The organism is Paracoccus liaowanqingii (assembly GCF_004683865.2).
GTDB classification, from domain to species: domain Bacteria; phylum Pseudomonadota; class Alphaproteobacteria; order Rhodobacterales; family Rhodobacteraceae; genus Paracoccus; species Paracoccus liaowanqingii.
In genome coordinates this window covers 2439407-2461737 of record NZ_CP038439.1, presented here as the reverse complement: position 1 = coordinate 2461737, position 22331 = coordinate 2439407, and the positions used below count along the sequence as shown (strand labels likewise).

The following is a 22331-nucleotide window of genomic DNA, read 5'->3' as shown; positions in this document are numbered from 1 at the left end:
GACCCCAACAGGAGACTATGTTCATGAAATCGCTGACCCTTGCCGCCACCGCCCTGGCCCTGACCGCCGGTCTGGCGCCCGTGTCGTCCCTGGCCCAGACCGTCCGCATGGGGACCGAGGGCGCCTATGCCCCCTACAACTTCATCGACGACGCCACCGGCGAGGTCACCGGCTTCGAGATCGAGCTGGGCAATGCGCTGTGCGAGCGCGCCGGGCTGGACTGCACCTGGGTGCGCAACGACTGGGATTCGATCATCCCGAACCTAGTGTCGTCGAACTATGACACGATCATGGCAGGCATGAACATCAACGAGGAACGGCAGGCGGTCATCGCCTTCACCCAGCCCTATACGCCCGCGACGCCCTCGGCCTATGCGGCCCTGTCGGCGGATGTGGATGTCGAAAGCGCCATCATCGCCGCGCAGACCTCGACCATCCAGTCGGGCCATGTGGCCGAGACTGGCGCCGTGCTGCTGGAATTCCCCAATCCCGACCAGACCATCGCCGCCGTCCGCAACGGCGAGGCTGATGCCGTGCTGGCCGACCGCGATTTCCTGGCCCCCATCGTCGAGGAATCCGGCGGAGAGCTGGTCTGGGTCGAGGGCATGGATCAGGTCGTGCTGGGCGAGGGCATCGGCATGGGCCTGCGCCAGTCCGACACCGAACTGCTGGAGACCTTCGACGCGCAGATCACCGCGATGAAGGAAGACGGCAGCCTGAACGAGCTGATCCTCAAGTGGTTCGGCGAGGACGCGCTGGTCTTCGAATGATCTGACCCGCCGCCGCGGGCCCTTGTCCCGCGGCGGCCCTCGCGGGGCCTTCCATGTTCGCATATTGCGCCGATCCATCCCTGCTTGAAGGGCTTGCCTGGCTGTCGTGCTACCTGACCTCGGGCACGCATCTGCTGTTCTATGCCAGCTTCGGGACCGTGCTGCTGCTGCTGGCCGTGACGGCGCCCATCGCGCTGCTGTTCGGCTTCGGCGGCGCCATGGCCAGTCGGTCGCGGATCGCGCCGCTGCGCTGGTTCGGGGGGCTTTACACCTCGATGGTGCGCGGGATCCCGGACATCATCTTCTTCCTGTTCGTGCCGATCGCGCTGGACCAGGGCTTCGAATGGCTGCGCCATCAGGTCCTGTGCGAGACCGACGCCCCGGTCCGCCAAGGCAACGATTTCGTCGTCTGCGCGGCGGCCAAGCTGCCGCTGAACACCGCCGCCCCCTGGGTGCATGACGCCTATGGGCTGTTTTTGGCGGTCATCGCCTTCTCGGTCGTCTTCGGCGCCTTCGCCGCGAACGTGCTGTCTGGCGCCATGAACGCCGTGCCGCGCGCGCAGCTGGAGACGGCCGAGGCCTATGGCATGTCGTCCCGGCAGGTGAACCGGCGCGTCCTGATTCCGCAGATGTGGACCTATGCCCTGCCGGGCCTGTCGAACCTGTGGATGATCCTGATCAAGGCCACGCCCCTGCTGTTCCTGCTGGGGGTCGAGGATATCGTCTATTGGGCGCGCGAGCTGGGCGGGTCCAAGACCAGCGCCTTCAGCTATCCGCATCCCGACTGGCGGCTGTACTATTTCCTGGGGATCCTGGTCTTCTATCTGGGGATGACCTGGATCTCGGGCCGGGTGCTGGACCGGGTGACGCGGCGGCTGTCGCGGGGACAGGCGACCATGGGCGGTGACGCCGGACGCGCGGCGGTGCCCGCATGAGCTGCGTCCAGACGATCATGGATTACGGGCTGCGGTCGCTCGGCATCGGCGAACGCCTTCTGCCGCGCGCCGACTATACCCTGTGCCAGCAGGCGACGCTGATCGGCTCGGGACTGATCTGGAACCTCTATTTCGCCATCATCGCGCTGTCGGTGGGCTTCTTCATCGCCACCGCGCTGGCCCTGGCCAAGACCAGCCCCAACCCCTGGCTGCGCAAGCCTGCGGATGCCTTCATCTTCGTCTTCCGGGGCAGCCCGCTGTTCATCCAGTTCTTCATCGCCTACGAGATGCTGGTCCTGCTGCCGCGCGCGGGCCTCGACATCTTGGGGATGACCGTCCAGACCAGCTGGCTGACGCGGGCCTGGGCGGGGGCGCTGATCGTCCTTATCCTGAACACCGCCGCCTACAGCGCGCAGATCTTTCACGGCGCGCTGATGACCGTGCCGCGCGGCGAGGTCGAGGCGGCAGACGCCTATGGCCTGACCGGCTGGAAGCGCTTTCGCCGGGTGATCTGGCCCACCATGCTGCGGCTGGCCTGGCCCAGCTATACCAACGAGGCGATCTTCCTGTTCCACGCCACGACGCTGGTCTATTTCTCGGGCTTTCCGGCCTTCCAGCAGAAGGGCGACGCACTGTACTATGCCAGCTATTTCGCCGACCGGACCTTCAATCCCTTCGTCGCCTATCCCATTGCGGCGGCTTATTTTGTCGCCGCGACCTTGGCTTTGATCTGGATCTTCGGCAGGGTGAACCGGCGGCTGAACCGCCACCTTCCGGGCGCGGCCCGCCGCATCCGATACCGCCCCTTGTTGATGAGATGAACCGATATGGAATGGCTGCGCGAACATCCCGAGGTCAAGACGATCCGCATGGCGGCCGCCGACCTGAACGGCGTCGCGCGGGGCAAGCGCATGCCCGCGCGCTATGCCGGCAAGCTGCTGGAGGAGGGGACCAAGTTTCCCTATTCCGTCCTCAACCTCGACATCTGGGGCGAGGATGTGGAGGACAGCCCGCTGGTCTTCGAATCCGGCGACCCCGACGGGCTGCTGCTGCCCACCGAACGCGGGTTCCTGCCCATGCCCTGGCTGGACGCGCCCACGGGCCTGTTGCCCCTGTGGATGTTCCATCCCGACGGCACCCCCTATGACGGCGATCCGCGTCAGGCGCTGGCGCGGGTGGCCGAACGCTATGTCGCCGCCGGGCTGACGCCGGTGGTGGCCACGGAACTGGAGTTCTTCCTGATCGACGACAGCGGCAAGACCCTGCGCGTGCCCCCCAGCCCTCGGTCCGGCAAGCGCCGCACCGGGGGCGAGGTCCTGTCGCTGCGCGCGCTGGACGCGTTCGATCAGTTCTTCACCGCGCTCTATGACGCCTGCGAGACGATGGACATTCCCGCCGACACCGCCATTTCCGAGGCGGGGCCGGGCCAGTTCGAGATCAACCTGATGCACCAGGCCGATCCCTTGAAGGCCGCCGACGATACCTGGCTGTTCAAGATGCTGGTCAAGGGCATCGCGCGGTCCTACGGCTTTGCCGCCAGCTTCATGGCCAAGCCCTACGAGGTCTTCGCGGGCAACGGGATGCACATGCATTTCTCGATCCTCGACAAGGATGGGGTGAACATCTTCGACAATGGCGGGGAAGAGGGCACGCAGGCCCTGCGCCAGGCCGTGGCGGGCTGTCTGCGCGCCATGCCCGGATCGACGCTGCTGTTTGCCCCGCACGAGAACAGCTATGACCGGTTGGTGCCGAATGCCCATGCGCCGACCGGCATCGGGTGGGCCTATGAGAACCGGACGGCGGCGATCCGCATCCCGTCCTCGAACCCCAAGGCGCGGCGGATCGAGCATCGCGTGGCAGGGGGCGACGTGAACCCCTACCTGACCATCGCCGCGATCCTGGGCGCCGCCCTGATCGGGATCGAGGAGGGGCTGGAGGCGCCCGAGCCCTTCAAGGGCAACGCCTATGACAAGCAGTTGGACCAGCTTCCCGGCGATTGGGGTGCGGCGATCGAGGCGTTCGATCAATGCCCCGACATCCGCCGCATCCTGCCCGCCCATCTGGTCGACAACTACCTGATGACCAAGCGGCAGGAGCTGCATTACATGGCGGAACTGTCCGACGAGGAGACGGTCGAGCTGTATCTGGACACGGTCTGATCCCTAGCCCGCGTCCCGCGCGATGTGGTCGCGGGCGACCGACATGGATTTCAGGATGGCATGGGTCTGCTCGCCGGGCTGCAGGGCCAGCTGGTCGGCGGCGCGGCGGGTGATGCGGGCCAGCAGCTGGTCCGTGCCCACGGCCAGCCGGACCATCACCGCGGGGCCGTCCCCCTGTCGCTGATCGATCACCCGCACGGGCAGGATGTTCTGCGCCGACAGGCCCTCGGGCCGGGCGCGCGACAGGATCACGTCATGGGCCATGATCCGCACCTGCAGGCGCGTGCCCGGCGCCGCATCGACGCGGGGCAGCCAGATCGTGCCGGTGGCGGTGGTCAGTTCCGACATGCCGTCCGGGTGGTGACGCAGCACGGTGGCGCGCAGCATCGCCGCCGCCTCGCGCAGGCCCACCGCGCGCAGGGCGGCCGGGTCGGACAGGACGGCGGCGGTCGGACCTTCGGCCACCATCCGCCCGGCGGCGATCACCACCATCCGGTCGGCCAGTGCCTGCGCCTCGGTCATGTCATGAGTGACCAGCACGACGGGCATCGCCAGATACGCGCGCAGCGACTGGATCTGCGCATGCAGCCCCTCGCGCGTGGCGCGGTCGACGGCCGAGAAGGGCTCGTCCAGCAGCAGGGCCTTCGGACGCCGGGCCAGGGCGCGGGCGATGGCCACGCGCTGCTGCTGGCCCCCGACAGCTGCGCGGGGCGGCGGTCCGCCAGCCCGCCCAGATCGACCAGATCCAGCAGGCGCAGCGCCTCGGGCAGCCGATGGGCGCGGGGCAGGTCGCCCATCGCGCAGGCGACGTTCTGCACCGCCGTCAGATGCGGGAAGAGGGCATAGGACTGAAAGACCACGCCCACGCGGCGCCGGTCGGGGGGCAGGATCACCCCGGCCCGCGTGTCCAGCCAGACCGCGCCGCCCGCCACCACCCGCGCCTGCGCCGGGCGCCACAGCCCGGCGATGGTGCGCAGCAGCGTCGTCTTGCCGGACCCCGACGGCCCGACCAGCGCCAGCAATTCGCCCGGCTCGACCCGGAAGGACAGGTCCAGCGGGATCGGGCCGGTGTCGCGGACCGTGACCTCCAGCGCCATCAGCCCAGCCTCCGCCCGATGCGGGCCGAGAGCCACGTCGTCGCCATGATCGCCGCCAGCGAGATCCCCACCAGCACCGCCGACATGATCGCGGCGCCGCGGTCGTCGAAGCCCTGCACGCTGTCATAGATGGCGATGGCGACGGTCTTCGTCTCGCCGGGGATGGACCCGCCGACCATCAGCACGATGCCGAACTCGCCAAGCGTATGGGCGAAGGTCAGCACCAACGCGGTCAGCACGCCCGGCCAGGCCAAGGGCAGCTCGATCCGCCACAGCCGCCGCAGGGGGGACATGCCGCAGCAGGCGGCGGCCTCGCGCAGATCGACGGCGACGGCCTCGAACCCGCGCTGCGCGGGCTGGATGGCAAAGGGCAGGTTGAAGATGACCGAGGCCAGCACCAGCCCCGGAAAGCTGAAGACCAGCTGCCCGCCGAAGACCTGCGTCCACAGCTGCCCGAGGGGCGAGGCCCCCCCGAAGGCCGTCAGCAGGTAGAAGCCGAAGACCGTGGGCGGCAGCACCAGGGGCAGCATGATCAGCGCCTCGACCAGCCGCTTGCCGCGAAAGCGGCGATAGGCCAGCGCCCGTCCGGCCAGGATCGAGACCGGCAGCAGGATCGCCACGGTCCATCCCGCCAGGCGCAGCGACAGGGCGAGGGCGGTCCAGTCCACGGCCTAGCCCTCCGGCAATTCGAACCCGTGGCGGGTCATGACCGTGCGGGCCTCGGCGCCCTGCAGATAGGCATGGAAGGCCCGCGCAACCTCGCCCGCATCCTTCAGCAGCACCATGCGCTGGCGCAGGGGGGCGTGCAGGTCCTGCGGGATCAGCGCGAACTCTCCGCGTTCAGCCAGTTCGGGCGCCAGCGCCAGCGAGAGGGCGATGATCCCGCCCGCGGCATCGCCCGACAGCGCGAATTGCGCGGCCTGGCTGACATTCTCGCCCAGGACCAGCGCGGGGCGGATGTCGTCCCAGAGGCCGCGCGCCATCAGCGCCTCCCGCGCGCGCAGGCCGTAGGGGGCGTGGTCGGGATTGGCGATGGCAAAGCGGGTGATCCGCCCCTCGGCCAGCATCCGCGCCAGATCGTCCATGCGCGGATCGGGGGTCAGGGCCGAGCCTTTCGGCGCGATCAGCACGATGCGGCCCAGGGCGTACAGATCGCCCGCATCCTCGGTCAGCCCCTCGGTATCAAGATCGGCCACGAAACTCTCGTCGGCGGCCAGGAACAGCTCGAACGGCGCCCCCGCCCGGATCTGCCGGGCGAAATTGCCCGTCGAGCCGAAGGACAGCCGCACCGACTGCCCCGTGTCGCGGGTGAAGGCCGCCGCGATTTCGGTCAAGGCGAATTGCAGGTCCGAGGCCGCCGCCACGACCGGCGCGGTCTGCTGCGCGGCGGCAAGGCGGGGCGGGACGAGGCAGGCCAGCGCTGCGGCCAGCAGAAGGCGGCGTCGGGTGGGGGTCATGTCCGTCGGTCTCCGGCTGCGGCACGGGACGGTTATCGGACGGGCGGGGCGGTCTCTTCAAGCGTTATCTCCCGCCGGATATATCGCCTGTTTTCGTGGCGAAGGATGATCCGAATGCCACAGGCACGCATTTGACGTGTGCGATATGCCGGCGGCTCTTCCGAAAGTTGACGGAACTGCGCTAGACTGTTCATTCAACAACCTGCAGGGGTGGTGGAATGTCCAAGGCTCGTGGCCGTGTCGGCGCCGGATGGCGGCGGGTGCGCGCAATTCCTCTGCTGCTGGCCGGGCTGGCGCTGTCCGCCTGCACCGAGGGGCCGGCCAGCCTGCTGACCACGCCCGCGCAGCTGCAGGAACGCACGCCCTTCACCCAGGTCGCGCCCACGCAGAGCTGGATCAACGCCCCGGGAATCGTGCTGGTCATGCAGCGCGGCCTGCGCGGCGAATCCCAGCAGCGGGTGGCCTTGGCCAACCAGACCGGCGTGCCGGGCGACAATGTCGTCGTCATGCGCGCCCAGAGCCTCAGCGGCCGGCCCGGGCGATTCGGCTACGAGGACTTCATGTCCCGGATCGGCGGCGCCCCGGCGCCCTTCGAGGCGGTCACCTCGGGCGACCTGATCTCGGCCGAGGACGATGTCGGCCCCTATTTCTGGACCGAGCAGCGGTTCGGGGACAGCACGATCTGTGTGCTGGGCATCCGCCGCATCACCTCGTCGCAGCGGCTGCTGCCGGGAACGGCCACGGTGCTGGACATCATGCTGCGCAACTGCGTGCTGGGCGAGGCCGAGGAGGCGCTTGGCCCCCTGATGAGCGGCAGCGTCAGCGCGCCGCCCGTGACCGGCGCCGTCGTGGGCGAATCGCGCGTCATCTCTCCGCTGGCCGCCCCGGCGGTCCGCTGACACATCACCCTCCCCTTGCCGAAAAGGCCCTCTGCCGATGACCCGAGGCCGTTCCTTCCCGCGATGGTTCCTGCCCTTGTGGCTGGTGGCGATCGTCCCCGTCCTGATCCTGGCCTCGGTGCCGACCTCGAACGCGGCGCAGGCGATGCTGGGCGTGGCCTCGGTCACGCTGGTCGCGGGCCTCAAGCCCTTCGCCGCGCATATCGTGGCGCGGATCGCGCTGATGAGCATCGCCAGCGTCACGGTGATCCGCTACCTGGTCTGGCGTCTGACCTCGACCCTGCCGGATGTGGACCTGACCCTGTCCTTCGTGCTGGCGATGCTGCTTCTGCTGACCGAGTTCTATTCGATCCTCGTCTTCTTCCTCAACGCCTTCATCACCGCCGATCCGGTCATGCGCGACCTGCCGCCCCAGGTCCGGGCCGAGGATCTGCCCACCGTCGACATCTTGGTGCCGTCCTACAACGAGCCCATCGAGATGCTGTCGATCACCCTGTCGGCGGCCAAGAACATGATCTATCCGGCCCGCCTGCGCCGGGTGGTCCTGTGCGACGACGGCGGCACCGACCAGCGCTGCGAATCCAGCGATCCCGTCATGGCCAAGGCGGCCAAGCAGCGCCGCGCGCAACTGCAGCAGCTGTGCCTGGATCTGGGGGTGATCTATTCGACCCGGGCGCGCAACGAACACGCCAAGGCCGGCAACATGAGCGCCGCCCTGGCCCGGCTGGACGGCGAACTGGTCGTGGTCTTCGATGCCGATCACGTGCCCTCGCGCGATTTCCTGGCCCGCACGGTGGGGTACTTCACCCAGGACCCGCGCCTGTTCCTGGTCCAGACGCCGCACTTCTTCATCAACCGCGACCCGATCGAGCGGAACCTGGGCCTGAAATGCCCGCCCGAGAACGAGATGTTCTACGGCAAGATCCATCCCGGCCTGGACCGGTGGGGCGGCGCCTTCTTCTGCGGATCGGCGGCGGTCCTGCGCCGCAAGGCGCTGGACAGCGTCGGCGGGTTCGCGGGCGAGACGATCACCGAGGATGCCGAGACTGCGCTGGAGATCCATTCCAAGGGCTGGCGCAGCATGTATCTGGACCGCGCCATGATCGCGGGCCTGCAGCCCGAGACCTTCGCGTCCTTCATCCAGCAGCGCGGCCGGTGGGCGGCGGGCATGATGCAGATGCTGATCCTGAAGAACCCGCTGATGCGCAAGGGCCTGAACCCGCTGCAGCGGCTGTGCTACATCAACTCGATGTCCTTCTGGCTGTTTCCGCTGATCCGGATGGCCTATCTGCTGGCGCCGCTGTCCTACCTGTTCTTCGGGGTCGAGATCTTCGTGACCACCCTGAACGAGGCGGCGGCCTATGTCCTCAGCTACATGGCCATCGTGCTGCTGGTGCAGAACGCCGTCTTCGCGCGGCAGCGCTGGCCGCTGATTTCCGAGATCTACGAGATCGCGCAGGCGCCCTATCTGGCGGGCGCGATCATCCGCACCGTGCTGCGGCCCCGCGCGGCCAAGTTCAACGTGACCGCCAAGGACGAGACGCTGGCCGAGGACTACATCTCGCCCATCTACCGCCCGCTGCTGATCCTGTTCGGGCTGACCGCGGCCGGGGTGGTGGCGCTGATCGCGCGCTGGATCGCCTTTCCGGGCGACCGCAGCGTGCTGATGGTGGTGGGCATCTGGGCAGTCCTGAACATGCTGCTGGTCAGCATCTCGCTGCGCGCGGTGTCCGAAAAGCAGCAGCGCCGCGCCTCTCCGCGCGTCGCCATGCAGGAAAAGGGCAGCCTCAGGTGGGACGGCTCGGACGGGCAGGCGATCCCGGTGACGGTCTGCGACGCCTCGACCAGCGGCGTGGGTCTGGAGATGCGCGACCTGCCCGGCCCGGCGCGGTTGCGGGCGCCCGCGCTGCGCTCCGAGGTGATCTTTCGCCCCGACTTTCCCCATGCCCCGCATCTGGAGCGCGACGTGCGCGCGGTGCTGCTCAAGACCTCGACGGCGGGCAGCGGGGCGGTGGTCCTGAACCTGCAATTCGTGGCCGAACAGGATTTCGACGTGCGCGAGGCGGTGGCGCATCTGATCTTCGGATCCTCCGAACACTGGTTGGCGCAGCGCCGGGACACCCAGTCCGGCAAGGGGCTGGTCGCGGGGCTGTTCTATGTCCTCAAGCTGACGCTGACCTCTCTGCCGCTGACGGTGCGGGATTTCGCGCGCGAACCGGCCCGCCGCCGCCGCGCCGCGATGAAGGCCGGGCAGACGGCGATCCCGGCCCATCTGGTCGCCTTCGGGGCGGATTTCGACACGCCCGAACATCGCGAGGAACGTCCCATGACGCCCGAGGAACTGATCGGGGGGGTGCGCCTATGACCGCGCGATCCGTCTGCCCGACGCTGCGGTGGTTCGCCGCCGCCGCGCTTGGCCTGTCGGTGCTGGCGTCGGCGCCGGTCCGGGCGCAGGATACGGCCCCGCCGATCATCAGCCTGCCGGGCAGCTCGGGCACCGCGCCCGCAGCCCCGGCCACCTCTGCCGCGCCGGCCCCCACCGGTGCGCCCGCGACGGCGGCCGCGCCCGGGGCCGACAGCCCGATGATCCAGCTGCAATCCGTCCCCGGCCAGCCGGTCGAGCAGGCGCTGGTCGTGGCACCGGTCGAACGCGACCGCACGCTGGAGATGCAGCCCCAGGGCCAGGACTGGCTGCTGCCGCTGGTCGCGCCCACCGCGATCCTGCCGCAGGAGGTGCGGATCGGCGAAAGCCTGCCCGCGCCGGGCATCCTGCGCCTGACCGGCGAGACGGCCTCGACCCGGCTGCGGCTGGACCTGCCCGCCAGCGTCATCACGCCGTCCGAACTGCGGCTGGCGCTGCGCTCGGGCGTCGATGTGCTGACCGGGTCGGGGATGCTGCAGGCCTCGGTGAACGGCGCGGATCCCGTCGAGATCCCGCTGCCGGGCGCCTCGGACTTCACCACCGTCAGCCTGCCCAGCACGGCCTTGGTCGCCGGGGCCAACACCATCGCGCTGAGCGTGCGCCAGCCGCACCGCATCTTCTGCGGCCCCGAGGCCAGCTTCGACGTCTGGACCGAGATCGACCTGTCCTCCAGCGGCGCGGCGCTGACCGCCAACGCGCTGCGCCCGGATGCCGAGGGCTTCGCCCATGCCGTGCGCGCGCAGCTGGCCCGCAGCGGATCGCTGGACCTGCTGGTCGAACCCACGGTCGACAGCGCGGTGCTGCGCGAGGCGTCCGGCGTGATGATCGCCAGCCTGGCCGGGGTAGGGCGTCTGGCGGTCAGCTCGTTCTATGGGCTGCAGGCGCCCCAATACGCGGCCGTGGCGCTGGTCGCCTCGGAGCGCAGCGCGGTCAGCTATCGGCGCGGGGCCAGCGGCGCGATCGTGCTGCAGGTCGAATATCAGGGCGACGCGCTGCCCGACCTGACCGGCGCGCTGCCGATGCTGGACGCCGTCCGCCCGCCCACCGCGCGGATCCAGCCGGGGCAGGCGACGCCCCTGTCTGATCTGGGCGTGGCCGACATCCTGGGCAACACGCATTACTTCCGGCGCGACATCCCCTTCTCTCTGCCCGACGACTGGCTGCTGCTGGCCAACCAGAAGGCGCGGCTGACCCTGCGCTACGGCTTCTCGCGGTCGCTGGCCGACGGGGCGATCCTGCTGGTCAAGGTCAACGAGCGGACCGTGCGCCTGCTGCCCCTAGACCGCGACGGCGGAGAGATCCTGCCGCCGCTGGCGGTGGGCTTCAATGCCAGCCTGCTCAATCCGGGCCGCAACATCCTCAGCTTCGAGATGATGGTCCCGGGCGCGCCGCCCGACCAGGCCTGCCCGATCCGCACGACCGACATGCTGGTGGTGCTGGCCGACAGCACGCTGCAGATCCCGCCCTCGCCCTCGATGACCCTGCCGGGGCTGGCGGCGCCGTTTTCCGGGCTGACGCCCGCCCGGGTCACCGTCCCCGCCGAGGTGGCGTCCGACGTGGAGCTGCAGGCGCAGGCGCTGCGGCTGGCCTCGGGCCTGTCCGAGCCGCTGGTGCCGAACCCGGCCGTGTCGCTCAGCGTGATCCGCTTGGGCAACCTGAGGCTGGTGCCGCTGGACGACGCCGGGGTCACGCAGCGCCAGGTGCAGGACCTGCTGCTGGCGGCGCGGCCCGCGGGCGCGGGCAGTGCCGAACCGCTGACGCCCGCCCCCGAGGCGGAGGCCGAGGCCAGCGCCCCCGCCGCCCCCGCCTTCCGGCTGGACGAGACGCGCGAGGCGGGCGCGGTCGACGGCCCCGGCATCCTGGGCCGCTTCGGGGCCTGGATCGGCAGCGCCTTCACCGCGCAGGGGCGGCTCTGGCGCGATGCCAACGAGTTCCGCCAGACCGCGTTCCTTGGCTCGCAGCTCAGCTTGCCCGAATGGATGGAGGGACGCCGGGGCGACGCGCTGCTGTGGCGCCCCGATCCCGCCCAGCCCGAGGCGCTGTGGCTGATCCTGTCGCCGCAGGTCGCGGTCGACACGGTGGCCGACCGGCTGGAGGGGCTGATCGCGAACCGCACCGCGATCGGCGAGGCGGCGGTGCTGCGCGCCGACGGCACCTGGGACATCTGGACGCCGATCCGCCCACCGATGCTGCGCGAACGTCTGGCCGGCGCCGACCTGCGCGCGATCCTGGGCAACTATGCCTCGTGGTCGCCGCTGATCTTCACGCTGGCCCTTTTGGGGCTGGCGCTGCTCTCGGCGCTTCCGGCGCTGATCTACATCCTCGCCACGCGCGAACGGAGGAACTGACCATGAACCGACGGGCGTGTCTGTCGCTGATGATGGCCGGGCCGGCCCTGGCCGCCACATGGCGCCCGGCCCTCGGGCAGGACGGGGTGCGGCCCCTGACCGACCCGGCGCATCCGCTGCGCCCGGCCTGGGAATCATGGAAGGCGCTGTGCCTGACGCCCGAGGGGCGGATCGTCGACGGCTTCCAGAGCGGCGCCAGCCATTCCGAGGGGCAGGGCTATGGGCTGGTGCTGGCCGCGACCTTCGGCGACGTGCCGGCCTGCCAGGCCATCGTGACCTGGACCGAACGGCATCTGGCGGTGCGCGAGGACGCGCTGCTGGCCTGGCGCTGGCGGCAGGAGGCGACGCCGCAGGTCACCGACCGCAACAATGCCAGCGACGGCGACCTGTTCTATGCCTGGGGCCTGATCCTGGCCGAGGCGCAGGGCGCCAGCGCCGAATTCCGGCCCCGCGCGCTGGCCATCGCGCAGGATCTGGCGCGGCTGTGCCTGGTCGATCACCCCGACGGGGGCGGGCGCGTGCTGCTGCTGCCCGCCGCGATGGGCTTCGTGCGCGAGACGGGGGTGGTGGTGAACCCCTCCTATTACATGCCGCTGGCGATGACGCAGCTGGCCGAGGCGGCGGGCACGCCGCGTCTGGCAGAGGCCGCGCGCGACGGGGTGGCGCTGATCGACGATCTGGCGCAGGGCGGACCGGTCCCGGACTGGGTGATGATCGACGCTGCCGGCGTGCAGCCCGCACCGCCGGAGTTCTCGGGCCTGTCGGGATACGAGGCGGTGCGCGCGCCCCTGTTCGCGCTGTGGTCGGGGCAGGGCCAGGGGCAGGCCGTGCGCGCCCATGTCGCCGCGACCGCGGACGACGAGGGTGCCGCGACGGGGCAGGGCACGCCCACCCGGATCGACCCCCGCACCGGCGAGGTCAGCGAACGCAGCCCGCATCCCGGCTATGCCGCCGTGGCGCGCCTGGCCGAATGCGTCCAGCGCGGCGGCACCGGGTCGCTGATGCCGCGCTTCGACGCCAACCAGCCCTATTACCCCGCGACCCTGCATCTGATGTCGCTTGTCGTGCAGATCACGACCTATCCGAGGTGTGTTCCCCTATGATCCGCAACGCCGCCCTTGCCGCCCTTCTCGCCCTTGCCGCCGGGATGGCGCAGGCCCAGACCGACGCCGCCCCCGACCCCGAGGAGCTGCTGGCGCTGACCTTCTACTATCAGCAGCAGGACGAGGCCTCGATCCGGTCCGAACTGCAGCGGTTGCAGGTCAGGTATCCCGACTGGCAGCCCCCCGAGGATCTGTCGCGCCTGACCCAGAACGGCCCGAGCGCCGAGATCGACACGATCTTCCGCCAGATTGGCGCCGGCCAGTTCGACGAGGCCCGCGCCACCATCGACCAGACGCTGATCGCCTTTCCCGACTGGCAGCCCCCGAGGACATGCTGGCGCTGCTGCAGACGAACGAGGGGCAGACGCTGCTGGACGCGGCCCTGACCGAGGGCGATCTGGACCGCGCTCTGTCGCTGGCGGGCGAGAGGCCGGGCCTTCTGCGCTGCGACCGGATCAACAATGCCTGGCGCATCGCCGAGGCGCAGCAGGCGGCTGGGCTGGCCCCGGACGCGCTTGGCACCTATCGCGCGGTGCTGGGCGCCTGCGTGAACCCGGCCGACATCGTGGCGACGCTGGAAAAGGCCAGCGCCGTGGCCTCGACCGAAGAGATGCAGGGACTGTTCGGTCAGGCCCTGGCGCGGTTTCCCGAGATGACGCAGACCCTGCAGCCGGTGCAGCAGCGCCTGCTGGGCAGCGGGGCGCCCGGGGCTACCACCGGCGCCGCCGCCCCCGCCGCCGCGACGACCACGACGACGACCGCCGCGACGACGCCCGCGCCCGCAGCGGCCCCGGCGCAGACCGCCGCCGCCGCGCCCGCTGCCACCCCGACCCCGGCACCTGCCGCAACCCCGAGCCCGGCGCCCGCGCCCGCGGCGACCCCGGCCCCAGCTCCCGCAACTTCGGCTCCGGCGCGGCTGGCGGCGGCGGCCCCCTCGGGCGGCGGCAGCTATCAGCAGGCTTGGCAGACCTACAACATGGACCGGCCGATGGAGGCGATCGCCCAGTTCGAGGCGGCGCTGCGCGGGCGGCTGGACGCCACGCAGCGGCGCGACGCGCAATACGGCATGGCGCTGTCCTATCTGAAGATGGGCATGGCCGACAACGCCGCGCGCATCGCGGCGGGCGTCGATCTGACCCGCACGCAGCGCGTCGATGTCGAACGCCAGATCCTGGATCAGCGCGGGGTGGCGGCCTACAACCGCCGCGACTATCGCCGCGCGGTCGAGTTCTTCGACGCCATCGAGGGGCTGACCGGCAGCCTGCGCCGCGATCTGGCCGTGCTGCGCGCCTATGCCTATCTCAACAGCAACCGCCAGGATCGCGCGCGCCAGGAATTCATGCGCCTGCACAGCGAACTGGCCACCGCCGAGACGCGGCGCGGGCTGGCCGCGCTGGAGTGACCCTTCAGCGCAGCTGGTCCAGCCGCAGATCCAGCGTGACCTGCCGGTAATTGGCGATCCCCGCCGTCGAGCGGCTGTCGATCACCCCCACCCGCAGGGAGGCGCCGGGCCGCAGGCGGGTGGACAGCGACAGGCCCCAGACCCGGTCGCGGCGCGGCACGCCCAGGAACGCGCCGCCCTCCAGCACCTGGGTCTGCAGGTCCAGGCTGACGGGGCGGTCGCCCATCAGCCAGGTCACGCCGCCGTCCAGGCGGTGATGCAGCAGGGTGGCGCCGTCGCGGGGGTGGCCCAGGGTCAGCTCGGCCCGGCTGGCCAGGCGGTTCCAGACCGACTCGGCCGATAGCGCCAGGCGCGTCTGGTCCTGGCCCGATCCCGAGACGCGGCTGGCCCGGACCTCCAGCTGGTGGGCCGCATTTTCGGCAGCCAGGACCTGCACGATCCCGGCCGAGCGCTGATAGGCCGTCCCCCGGTCCAGCTCGCGCCAATAGCGCGCCGCCGTGCCGCACAGATCCAGAAAGCTCCAGCCGCGCAGGTGATTTTGCAGGCAGACCGAGGCCATCGCGTCCGCCCGCCCGATCCGGTGCCGGGGCGACCAGCCGATCTCGGCAGCACCCCGGATCTCGATCAGGCGGCCGGTCTGCCAGGCATGGCGCATGACACCCGCCGCCGAGGCGCCCGCGACCAGCCCGGACTTGGCCCGCACGTCGGGCGCCGCCTCGAAGGTCAGCCCGTTGAAGACGAAGCGGTCCTGCAGCACGCCGCCGTTGATGTTGCCGTCCCATGCCAGCATCGGCGCGACCGAGGTGTCGCGCGCCACCAGCGCCGGCGGGCCGCCGTCGAAGTAATGGCCCTGCCGCACCATGTCGGCCCGCATCCGCGCCACGCCGCGCGGGGGCAGGGCACCCGCCGCCAGGGCCTGGGCATGGACGCGCAGCCGCAGCCGCTCGGGCGCCGCCGCCTCGGCCAGCCGCAGCCGGTCTGCGATGTCGGCAGCGACCGGCGGGGCGATCAGGCAGGCAAGGCCAAGGACCAGTCCGAAAAGCCGGTTAGCGCCGCGCATTCGGATCGGCGCCGGTATAGGCGCCGTCCACCGTCACCGCATGTCCCTTGTCCCCGCCCGTCGCCGTGTAGAGGCCCGAGGTGGTCATGCCGTGCCGGTCGTTGCGATAGGTCGGGCTGCCGCCGACATTGCCGCGCAACTGCCCGTCGATGCGGAAGGTCTCGGCCGCATCGGGGTTGCGCACGCGGATCACCGTGTCGCCGCCATAGGCGCCGGTCACCACGTTGAAGGGCAGGTTGCGGGCGCGCAGCCCGATCTCGACCTGCGAGCGGGGCGAGACCTCGGTGCGGATGTCGATATTCGCGGTGCCGCGGTCGAAATCCAGGATCAGGTTCTCCAGCCCGTCGCTGTGGCGTCCCGACAGCAGTGGGCCGTCGTCGATCGTCACCCAGGCAAAGCTCTGGCCCTTGAAGAAATACTGCCCGCTGGCCGCGACTAGCTCGCCGTCGCGCAGGTTCTCGAACGGGGCCTGGTCGGCGGTCAGGCGCAGAAGCCGCGTGGCCCGGTTCCCGCCCTGCGGGTCGACCTCGGCGATGACCTCGATCGTCATCCGCCCGGCCCGGTCCGCCTCGCTGCGCGCGATCAGGTCGCGATAGCCGGCGGGATCGGCGGGATCTGCGTCGTCGAAGGCCGCCAGCACGCGGGCATCGCCGGGTTGCGAGGTGCTTGATCGCACGCGGCTGAAGCCGTTGTGCTGGGTCGTGTAGGTCTCGAACGGGCCCGAGGCCACGGGGCGCCCCTCGGGCGGCGGGGCCGGGGGCGGGGCGTCATCCGCCCCCCCTCCGCCACCGCCGCCACAGGCGGCAAGCACGACCAGCGACAGCGCGGCAAGATGGCGGGGCAGGGACATGGGACGATCCGTTCACACAAGGACAAATCAATCATAGCGTGTGGACGGATCCGCTCAAGGATTCTGAACCGATTTTCCGGCAGTGTGGGGAAATAACCCCGGCCCCCTGGTGGGGGCTGGGGCGGGGCGCCTCAGGCGGCCTGCAGATAGGGGGTGATGGTGGCGCGGTTGCGCCCCTCGGCCTTGGATTGGTACAGCGCCAGATCGGCCAGCTTGTAGCCGTCGAGATAGCTGAAGGGCTTGCGGTTGAACGAGAAGCCGCCGACGCTGATGGTCGAGATGCGGCGTTCGGACGGGGGGCCATAGGGCACCTGCACGGCCTGGCGGAACCGCTCGGCCACCTGCTGGCCGGTCGAGATGTCGTTGGTGCGCACGACGACCGCGAACTCCTCGCCGCCGATGCGGGCGGCGAAATCGCCCTCGCGGATGGTGCCCTTGATGGCGGCGGCGATGCCCTGCAGGACGCGGTCGCCCTCGTCATGGCCGTAGTCGTCGTTGATGCGCTTGAAATGGTCGACATCCAGCAGCAGCAGCGTCACGTCCTGGGCGCCGGCCTCCTCCAGTTCGCGGGTATAGTTCTCAAGCGCGCGGCGGTTGGGCAGGCCGGTCAGCGCGTCGGTGGCGGCGGCCCGGGCCAGTTCGCGTTCGCGGCGGCCGCGGCGCTGCTCGGTCTCCAGCATCTTGCCGAAGCAGATCATCAGCGCGCCGATCAGCACCGCCAGGAAGACCTTCAGCTGCTCGCCGGTGTCGGCGTATCGGTGCAGCGCCAGATAGGTCGGCAGGCTGGAGGCCACGCTGAGCAGGATCCATGCCTGCCAGTTGCGCTTGCGCGCGGACCTGTAGACCGCGAACCACAGCCCCGCGCAGGCCGCGGTGGCCAGGATCACCACCACGCCGGTCAGGGCGCCCTGGCCGCCGATCAGCAGCCGGGTCAGGATGGCCAGCGTGACGGTCACGGCGGCGGCCAGCGGTCCGCCGAAGGCCATGGCCATGCCGACGAAGGCGCCGCGCGTGTCGGCCTGGATCCCCGGGGCCAGATAGATGGGTTGCACCATCACGACCATGGCCGCGGCGCCGAAGGACAGGCCCACAAACAGCGCACGCAGCACGCGGTCGGGGACCTGTCGTTGAAGCAGGCTGTAGACGACCGTACAGATCGACATGACGCCCAGAGTGTTCACAAGAATTAAAAACTGCTGCATGGTACTATCCACTATAACACAACCAGACGTTTTGCACATTATGGTCGTCAAATGAACCTGACTTATAGTTAGGTATTCGGTTTAGTTCGGAGGATGATCGTGCCTTCTCCGCCACCAAAGCCAAACTATTCTTGGCGTTGCCTTCTCGGGGGCGTCGTGCAGGTGTTACGAGGACAGGATGCCGGGTCGCGGGGATAAACCCTTTTTGCACGCCCCTGCGGCAGGAATGAGGGAACGACTCGGATGACCGACATGGGCGACGGCAATCTGCGCGGGATCTGCGTGCTTGGCCTGAACTATACCGACCAGCTTCTGATTGCCGGGGGCGACGGGCCGCTGCTGGCCCTGCGCACGGCCGTCAGGGACCTGCTGACCGACAGCTTCGGGGCCGCGCAGGTCACGCAGATGGCGCCCTGCGGGGCGATCGTCATCCGCCTGCAGGACGCGCCCCGCGACCAGCTGGTCGAACAGGTTCGCGCGGCGCTGGCCCGCGTGCCCGACTGCCGCCTGCCGGCCGGGCAGATCCACTACGCGACCACCGCCCATGCCGGGATCGTCTGGACCGAGGGCGGAACCGAGGTGGCGGAACTGATCCGCATCGCCTCGGCCGCCTGCGCCGCCGCCAATATCCGCGGCCTCGATCTGGTCGAATACGATTCGGTCGATCATCCGCATCTGCAGGCCGACATCCTCAGCGCGCGGCTGCTGGCCGATGCGATGTCGGCGATGCAGGACCGCCGCCTGGTCCTCTATGCCCAGCAGATCGTCGATATCGACCAGACCAGCCGCGTCCGGCAATACGAGGTGCTGGTCAAGATGCGCGACCGCGAGGGGCGCGAACATTCGCCCTCGGCCTTCCTGCCCCTGGCCGAGCGGACCGGGATGATCTGCCTGATGGACGGCTGGATCATCCGCGAGGCGATCCTGGGCCATGCCGAGGCGCTGGTGCGGATGGAGCATATCCACATCTCGCTGAACATGTCGGGCCGGACCCTGTCCAGCCCCGGCTTCTGGCGCGGCATCGAGGAGATCCTGACCCAGACCGGCATCGCCCCCGCCCGTATCCAGTTCGAGATCACCGAGACCTCGGCCATCTACGACCTGGCCCGCGCCAAGGAGAACGTGCAGGCCTTCCGGCGCATGGGCTGTTCGGTCGCGCTGGACGATTTCGGCGCGGGGCTGTCGGGGTTTTCCTACCTGACCGATCTGGACGTGAACTGCGTCAAGATCGACGGCGGGCTGGTCGCCAATGTGGTCTATCCGCAACGCCGCGAGCTGAAGATCGTCGAGGCGCTGGTGTCGCTGTGTTCGGAACTGGGCCTGGACGTGGTGGGCGAGCATGTCAGCTCGCCGCAGATCTTCGACATCCTGCGCGATCTGGGCGTGACCAAGATGCAGGGCTATGCGATGGGCGAATCGGTGCCCTACGAGACGATCTTCACCGCGCCCCCCGGCGGGGTCCGCCCGGCCATGATGGCGCCCGCCTGACGGGCCCGCGCCCGGGTCAGACGCGCTGCCCGCGCACCCAGACCCCGCGCAGCGCGCCCGCAGCCCCGAGCCGCGTCACGCGGATCACGTCGGCCCGCGCGCCGGGCGCCAGCCGCCCGCGATCGGCCAGATCGACCGCCGCCGCGGGCGCCGCCGTGACGGTCGCCACCGCCCGCGCCATGTTCCCCCACAGATCGCCCAGCATCAGGGCCGCCGACAAGAGCCCCGAGGGCACGTAGTCCGAGGACAGGATGTCCAGCAGATCGGCCCGCGCCAGATCGGCGGCGGCGACGTTGCCGCTGTGCGAGCCGCCCCGGATCAGGTTCGGCGCGCCCATCATCACCTTGATGCCGTGGTCGCGGCAGGCCTGTGCCGCCTCGACCGTCGTCGGGAACTCGGCGAAATGGCAGCCATGGCCCGCGCTGACCGCGACCTGCGGGGCGGTGGTGTCGTCATGGCTGGCCAGCACCGCGCCATAGCGGCGCGCGTGGGCCACCGCCGCCGCCTCGTGCGCCACGCCCACGCGCGCGCGCAGGGCCTGCTGGTCGGCGACATGGGACTGGAACTCGGCCTCGGACAGGCCCTTCTTGCCGATGACATAGTCGCGCAGCTTGGTGATGTCGCGGAACTGCCGCTCGCCCGGCGTGTGGTCCATCAGGCTGACGATGCCCACGCGGTCATGGGGGCCGAACTTGGCCATCTCCTCGGGCAGGGTCTGGGAACAGATCTCGGCCCGCAGGTGCAGGAAATGGCTGATCCGCAGGGCGCCCTTGGCGCGCAGGTCCAGGATCTCGTCGGCCAGCGCGCGGGCATATTCGCCGTAGCCCGCATTGTTCTCGGTCACGACCGAGCCCACCCGCAGCGCGTCGAAGACGGTGGTGATGCCCACGCTGGCCAGTTCGGCGTCATGGGCGATGATGGCGCTGGCATGGGGCCAGTCGACGCCGGGCCGCGGCTCCATGTGGCGTTCCAGATTGTCGGTATGCAGCTCGACCAGCCCCGGCATGACCAGATCGCCGTCGCAATCCAGCGCGCCGGGCGGGATGGCCGCGCCCTGACCGATCTCGGCGATGCGGCCGTCGCGCAGGACCAGATGGCCGTGGATGACCTCGTCAGGCAGAACAAGGCGGGCATTGGCAAGGATCGTGTCGGTCATTCGGAAAGGTCCAGTCTTGAAGCGAGGGGGCAAAGCGGGTGATCTGGCAGACAAGCGTCACATGGGTGTGACAGTTTCGGCGTAGGGGCGGGGACATGCAGGACTTCACCAGATACGCGGTCTATTACGCGCCGCAACCCGGACCCTTCGCGGAGGCGATGGCCGCGTGGCTGGGCTGGGACGTGGCGGCGGGCCGGGCGGTCGCGCAGCCCCGGCTGCCCGGTCTGCCCGGCGAGGTGGCCGAGCTAACGCGCAGCCCGCGCAAGTACGGCTTTCACGGCACCATCCGCGCGCCCTTCCGCCCCGTGGTGGCCGAGGCTGACCTGATCGCCGCGCTGGACGATCTGGCCGCCGCTCGGCCGCCGGTGCGCTGCGAGGGGCTGCAGATCCACGACCTGCACGGCTTTCTGGCGCTGCTGCCGCAGGGCTGCGACAGGGCGCTGGCGGATCTGGCCGAGGCGGTGATGCGCGCCACCGATCCGCTGCGCGCGCCCCTGACGCAGGCCGAGATCGCGCGGCGCCGCCCCGAGACCCTGACCCCGCGCCAGCGCGCGCTGCTGGACCGGTGGGGCTATCCCTTCGTGATGGAGGAGTTCCGCTTTCACCTGACGCTCACCGACCAGCTGCCCCCCGCGCCGGCGCAGGCAGTGGCGCAGGTGCTGCGGGCGCATCTGGACCCGGTGCTGCCGCGCCCCTTCGTGATCGCGGATCTGTGCCTGATGGCCGAGGATGCGCAGGGCCGCTTCCATCTGCGTCACCGCAGCACCCTGTCGGGCTGAAGGGCGGCCAGCAGGCGCGCGATCCCCTGTTCGGGGCTGGCGTCATTCACGACCGTGACATGGGCGATGCCGGGCGGCAGGGCAAAGCCCGCGCGGTCCAGCCGGGCGGCGATGTCATCTTCGGTCTCGCGGCCGCGCGCGGCCAGACGGCGGGCCAGAAGGGCGGTGGGCGCGGTGACCAGCACCACGCGCAGCCCTGGCAGCCGCGCCACCGCCTGCGGCAGGGCCGCGCGGCTGCCGTTGAAGATCACCGGGCCGTCGCCCGTCAGCTGATCGCGGGGGATGCCGTAGCAGAGGCCGTGCGCCTGCCAGTCCAGCGCGAACAGACCGTCCCGCTGCATCCGGGCAAATGCGTCCGGTGTCACGCCGTCGAAATCCTCGCCGCCCGCCTCGGTCGGTCGGGTGATGACCCGCCGCGCGAGGCGCAGCGACGGCCAAGCGGCCAGCGCGCCCTCGATCAGCGTGTCCTTGCCCGCGCCCGAGGGGCCGACGACGGCGGCGATCATGCGGCCTGCCCGCCCGCGGGCCGGGCGGGGGTGAAGCCCGTCACGTCGACCAGCCGGTCGCAGACGCGGGCGCGCGCCTCCTCGTCATGGAAGATCCCCAGGATCGCGGCGCCGCGGGCCTTGGCCTCCAGGATCAGGGCCAGCACGACCTCGCGGTTCTGGGCGTCCAGGCTGGCGGTGGGCTCGTCCAGCAGCAGGACCGGGAAGGGATGGACGAAGCCCCGCGCGATGTTCACGCGCTGCTGCTCGCCGCCCGAGAAGGTGGTGGGCGACAGCGACCACAGCCGGCGCGGGATGTTCAGCCGCCACAGCAGGCATTCGGCCCGGGCCTGCGCCTCGGACTGCGCCACGCCAAGGGCGCGCAGGGGTTCGGCCACGACTTCTACCGTGGGCACGCGGGGCAGGAGGCGCAGGAACTGGCTGACATAGCCCAACGTGTCGCGGCGCAGGGCGATGACGCGGCGCGGCTCGGCCCCCGCCATCTGCACCCCCGCGATGCGGATCGAGCCGCCCGCGGGCAGGTAGTTGCCGTGGATCATCCGCATCAGCGTGGATTTTCCCGACCCCGACCGGCCCACCAGCCCGACGCATTCGCCGGGATCGACATGCAGGTTGGCGCCCGCCATGACCGGGATCACCGTGCCGCCCTGATTGTGCAGCGTGAAGGTCTTGGAGAGATTTTCGACATGGATCATGGC

Annotated in this window: 21 protein-coding genes and 1 pseudogene; 12 read left to right on the top strand and 10 right to left on the bottom strand. The window is 70.3% G+C overall.

What is annotated here, in order from left to right; genetic code table 11:
- Positions 1-23 precede the first annotated feature (23 nt).
- The 4 genes from E4191_RS11835 to E4191_RS11820 are packed head-to-tail and all read left to right on the top strand — an operon-like array spanning position 24 to position 3864.
- On the top strand, positions 24-770 hold the full coding sequence (locus tag E4191_RS11835) for a transporter substrate-binding domain-containing protein (RefSeq protein WP_135313586.1): 747 nt from the start codon (positions 24-26) through the stop codon (positions 768-770).
- Positions 771-823: 53 nt separating this feature from the next.
- Entirely contained in the window at positions 824-1705 is an 882-nt protein-coding gene (locus E4191_RS11830; protein WP_135313585.1) for an ABC transporter permease, read from the top strand.
- Positions 1702-2526 carry an ABC transporter permease gene (locus tag E4191_RS11825; protein WP_135313584.1) on the top strand — a complete coding sequence of 275 codons (825 nt, stop codon included), beginning with the start codon at positions 1702-1704 and terminating at the stop codon, positions 2524-2526. The genes E4191_RS11830 and E4191_RS11825 overlap by 4 nt, the downstream gene beginning before the upstream one ends.
- 6 nt (positions 2527-2532) lie before the next feature.
- Positions 2533-3864: a glutamine synthetase family protein gene (locus E4191_RS11820; protein ID WP_135313583.1), complete on the top strand. Its 1332-nt coding sequence runs from the start codon at positions 2533-2535 to the stop codon at positions 3862-3864.
- A gap of 3 nt (positions 3865-3867) precedes the next feature.
- On the opposite strand, the gene E4191_RS24480 is transcribed toward E4191_RS11820, so the two are convergent.
- The 4 genes and pseudogenes from E4191_RS24480 to modA form a co-directional block, all read right to left on the bottom strand.
- On the bottom strand, positions 3868-4542 hold the full coding sequence (locus E4191_RS24480; protein ID WP_231714321.1) for a TOBE domain-containing protein: 675 nt from the start codon (positions 4540-4542) through the stop codon (positions 3868-3870).
- Positions 4543-4961: pseudogene (locus E4191_RS23800) on the bottom strand (ATP-binding cassette domain-containing protein); the annotation flags it as partial. It abuts the gene before it with no gap.
- A complete protein-coding gene (gene modB / locus E4191_RS11810) occupies positions 4961-5629 on the bottom strand; it encodes a molybdate ABC transporter permease subunit (protein ID WP_135313582.1) in 669 nt (222 codons plus the stop codon). The gene modB and the pseudogene E4191_RS23800, both read right to left, overlap by 1 nt.
- Positions 5630-5632: 3 nt before the next feature.
- Positions 5633-6418, bottom strand: coding sequence for a molybdate ABC transporter substrate-binding protein (modA, locus tag E4191_RS11805; RefSeq protein WP_135313581.1), 786 nt, complete (start codon positions 6416-6418; stop codon positions 5633-5635).
- A 218-nt stretch (positions 6419-6636) separates the two neighbouring features.
- Here modA and E4191_RS11800 point away from each other — a divergent pair, with 218 nt between their 5' ends.
- Genes E4191_RS11800 through E4191_RS23795 form a run of 6 tightly spaced genes read left to right on the top strand, consistent with a single transcriptional unit; the run spans position 6637 to position 14592 of the window.
- Positions 6637-7317: a hypothetical protein gene (locus E4191_RS11800; protein ID WP_139615478.1), complete on the top strand. Its 681-nt coding sequence runs from the start codon at positions 6637-6639 to the stop codon at positions 7315-7317.
- Positions 7318-7354: 37 nt separating this feature from the next.
- Positions 7355-9682, top strand: coding sequence for a UDP-forming cellulose synthase catalytic subunit (gene bcsA, locus E4191_RS11795; RefSeq protein WP_135313579.1), 2328 nt, complete (start codon positions 7355-7357; stop codon positions 9680-9682).
- Complete coding sequence (locus E4191_RS11790; protein WP_176562707.1) at positions 9679-12087, top strand: cellulose biosynthesis cyclic di-GMP-binding regulatory protein BcsB; 2409 nt, start codon at positions 9679-9681, stop codon at positions 12085-12087. The genes bcsA and E4191_RS11790 overlap by 4 nt, the downstream gene beginning before the upstream one ends.
- 2 nt (positions 12088-12089) lie before the next feature.
- Positions 12090-13190 (top strand): glycosyl hydrolase family 8, encoded by a 1101-nt coding sequence (locus tag E4191_RS11785; protein WP_135313577.1) that lies wholly within the window; start codon positions 12090-12092, stop codon positions 13188-13190.
- Positions 13187-13576 carry a hypothetical protein gene (locus E4191_RS11780; protein WP_135313576.1) on the top strand — a complete coding sequence of 130 codons (390 nt, stop codon included), beginning with the start codon at positions 13187-13189 and terminating at the stop codon, positions 13574-13576. Before E4191_RS11785 ends, E4191_RS11780 begins: the two co-directional genes overlap by 4 nt.
- Positions 13522-14592 (top strand): outer membrane protein assembly factor BamD, encoded by a 1071-nt coding sequence (locus E4191_RS23795; RefSeq protein ID WP_176562592.1) that lies wholly within the window; start codon positions 13522-13524, stop codon positions 14590-14592. The genes E4191_RS11780 and E4191_RS23795 overlap by 55 nt, the downstream gene beginning before the upstream one ends.
- Positions 14593-14596: 4 nt before the next feature.
- Here the strand turns inward: E4191_RS23795 and E4191_RS11770 are convergent, their stop codons facing one another.
- The 3 genes from E4191_RS11770 to E4191_RS11760 form a co-directional block, all read right to left on the bottom strand.
- Entirely contained in the window at positions 14597-15652 is a 1056-nt protein-coding gene (locus E4191_RS11770) for a hypothetical protein (protein ID WP_135313575.1), read from the bottom strand.
- Positions 15639-16502: a viral aspartic protease gene (locus tag E4191_RS11765; RefSeq protein WP_135313574.1), complete on the bottom strand. Its 864-nt coding sequence runs from the start codon at positions 16500-16502 to the stop codon at positions 15639-15641. The genes E4191_RS11770 and E4191_RS11765 overlap by 14 nt, the downstream gene beginning before the upstream one ends.
- Positions 16503-16633: 131 nt before the next feature.
- On the bottom strand, positions 16634-17704 hold the full coding sequence (locus E4191_RS11760; RefSeq protein WP_176562706.1) for a GGDEF domain-containing protein: 1071 nt from the start codon (positions 17702-17704) through the stop codon (positions 16634-16636).
- Between the two features lie 243 nt (positions 17705-17947).
- On the opposite strand from E4191_RS11760, the gene E4191_RS11755 reads away from it, so the two are divergent.
- On the top strand, positions 17948-19192 hold the full coding sequence (locus tag E4191_RS11755) for an EAL domain-containing protein (RefSeq protein ID WP_135313572.1): 1245 nt from the start codon (positions 17948-17950) through the stop codon (positions 19190-19192).
- 16 nt (positions 19193-19208) lie between these two features.
- Here E4191_RS11755 and E4191_RS11750 read toward each other — a convergent pair whose 3' ends face one another.
- Complete coding sequence (locus E4191_RS11750) at positions 19209-20348, bottom strand: alpha-D-ribose 1-methylphosphonate 5-triphosphate diphosphatase (protein WP_135313571.1); 1140 nt, start codon at positions 20346-20348, stop codon at positions 19209-19211.
- Between the two features lie 95 nt (positions 20349-20443).
- On the opposite strand from E4191_RS11750, the gene E4191_RS11745 reads away from it, so the two are divergent.
- A complete protein-coding gene (locus tag E4191_RS11745) occupies positions 20444-21127 on the top strand; it encodes a DUF1045 domain-containing protein (RefSeq protein ID WP_135313570.1) in 684 nt (227 codons plus the stop codon).
- Here E4191_RS11745 and phnN read toward each other — a convergent pair.
- Complete coding sequence (phnN, locus tag E4191_RS11740; protein ID WP_135313569.1) at positions 21103-21633, bottom strand: phosphonate metabolism protein/1,5-bisphosphokinase (PRPP-forming) PhnN; 531 nt, start codon at positions 21631-21633, stop codon at positions 21103-21105. The genes E4191_RS11745 and phnN overlap by 25 nt on opposite strands.
- A complete protein-coding gene (phnL, locus tag E4191_RS11735; RefSeq protein ID WP_135313568.1) occupies positions 21630-22328 on the bottom strand; it encodes a phosphonate C-P lyase system protein PhnL in 699 nt (232 codons plus the stop codon). The genes phnN and phnL overlap by 4 nt, the downstream gene beginning before the upstream one ends.
- Positions 22329-22331: the final 3 nt, after the last annotated feature.

What these genes read in the sequence shown, in the direction of transcription:
- modA (WP_135313581.1), bottom strand. Translation starts at nt 6,418, where the DNA reads ATGACCCCCACCCGACGCCGCCTTCTGCTGGCCGCAGCGCTGGCCTGC.
- phnN (WP_135313569.1), bottom strand. Translation starts at nt 21,633, where the DNA reads ATGATCGCCGCCGTCGTCGGCCCCTCGGGCGCGGGCAAGGACACGCTG.
- E4191_RS11825 (WP_135313584.1), top strand. Translation starts at nt 1,702, where the DNA reads ATGAGCTGCGTCCAGACGATCATGGATTACGGGCTGCGGTCGCTCGGC.
- E4191_RS11755 (WP_135313572.1), top strand. Translation starts at nt 17,948, where the DNA reads ATGACCGACATGGGCGACGGCAATCTGCGCGGGATCTGCGTGCTTGGC.
- E4191_RS11780 (WP_135313576.1), top strand. Translation starts at nt 13,187, where the DNA reads ATGATCCGCAACGCCGCCCTTGCCGCCCTTCTCGCCCTTGCCGCCGGG.
- E4191_RS11785 (WP_135313577.1), top strand. Translation starts at nt 12,090, where the DNA reads ATGAACCGACGGGCGTGTCTGTCGCTGATGATGGCCGGGCCGGCCCTG.
- E4191_RS11820 (WP_135313583.1), top strand. Translation starts at nt 2,533, where the DNA reads ATGGAATGGCTGCGCGAACATCCCGAGGTCAAGACGATCCGCATGGCG.
- E4191_RS11790 (WP_176562707.1), top strand. Translation starts at nt 9,679, where the DNA reads ATGACCGCGCGATCCGTCTGCCCGACGCTGCGGTGGTTCGCCGCCGCC.
- E4191_RS11835 (WP_135313586.1), top strand. Translation starts at nt 24, where the DNA reads ATGAAATCGCTGACCCTTGCCGCCACCGCCCTGGCCCTGACCGCCGGT.
- E4191_RS11760 (WP_176562706.1), bottom strand. Translation starts at nt 17,704, where the DNA reads ATGCAGCAGTTTTTAATTCTTGTGAACACTCTGGGCGTCATGTCGATC.
- E4191_RS11770 (WP_135313575.1), bottom strand. Translation starts at nt 15,652, where the DNA reads ATGCGCGGCGCTAACCGGCTTTTCGGACTGGTCCTTGGCCTTGCCTGC.
- E4191_RS11830 (WP_135313585.1), top strand. Translation starts at nt 824, where the DNA reads ATGTTCGCATATTGCGCCGATCCATCCCTGCTTGAAGGGCTTGCCTGG.
- phnL (WP_135313568.1), bottom strand. Translation starts at nt 22,328, where the DNA reads ATGATCCATGTCGAAAATCTCTCCAAGACCTTCACGCTGCACAATCAG.
- E4191_RS11750 (WP_135313571.1), bottom strand. Translation starts at nt 20,348, where the DNA reads ATGACCGACACGATCCTTGCCAATGCCCGCCTTGTTCTGCCTGACGAG.
- E4191_RS23795 (WP_176562592.1), top strand. Translation starts at nt 13,522, where the DNA reads ATGCTGGCGCTGCTGCAGACGAACGAGGGGCAGACGCTGCTGGACGCG.
- E4191_RS11800 (WP_139615478.1), top strand. Translation starts at nt 6,637, where the DNA reads ATGTCCAAGGCTCGTGGCCGTGTCGGCGCCGGATGGCGGCGGGTGCGC.
- E4191_RS11745 (WP_135313570.1), top strand. Translation starts at nt 20,444, where the DNA reads ATGCAGGACTTCACCAGATACGCGGTCTATTACGCGCCGCAACCCGGA.
- E4191_RS11765 (WP_135313574.1), bottom strand. Translation starts at nt 16,502, where the DNA reads ATGTCCCTGCCCCGCCATCTTGCCGCGCTGTCGCTGGTCGTGCTTGCC.
- bcsA (WP_135313579.1), top strand. Translation starts at nt 7,355, where the DNA reads ATGACCCGAGGCCGTTCCTTCCCGCGATGGTTCCTGCCCTTGTGGCTG.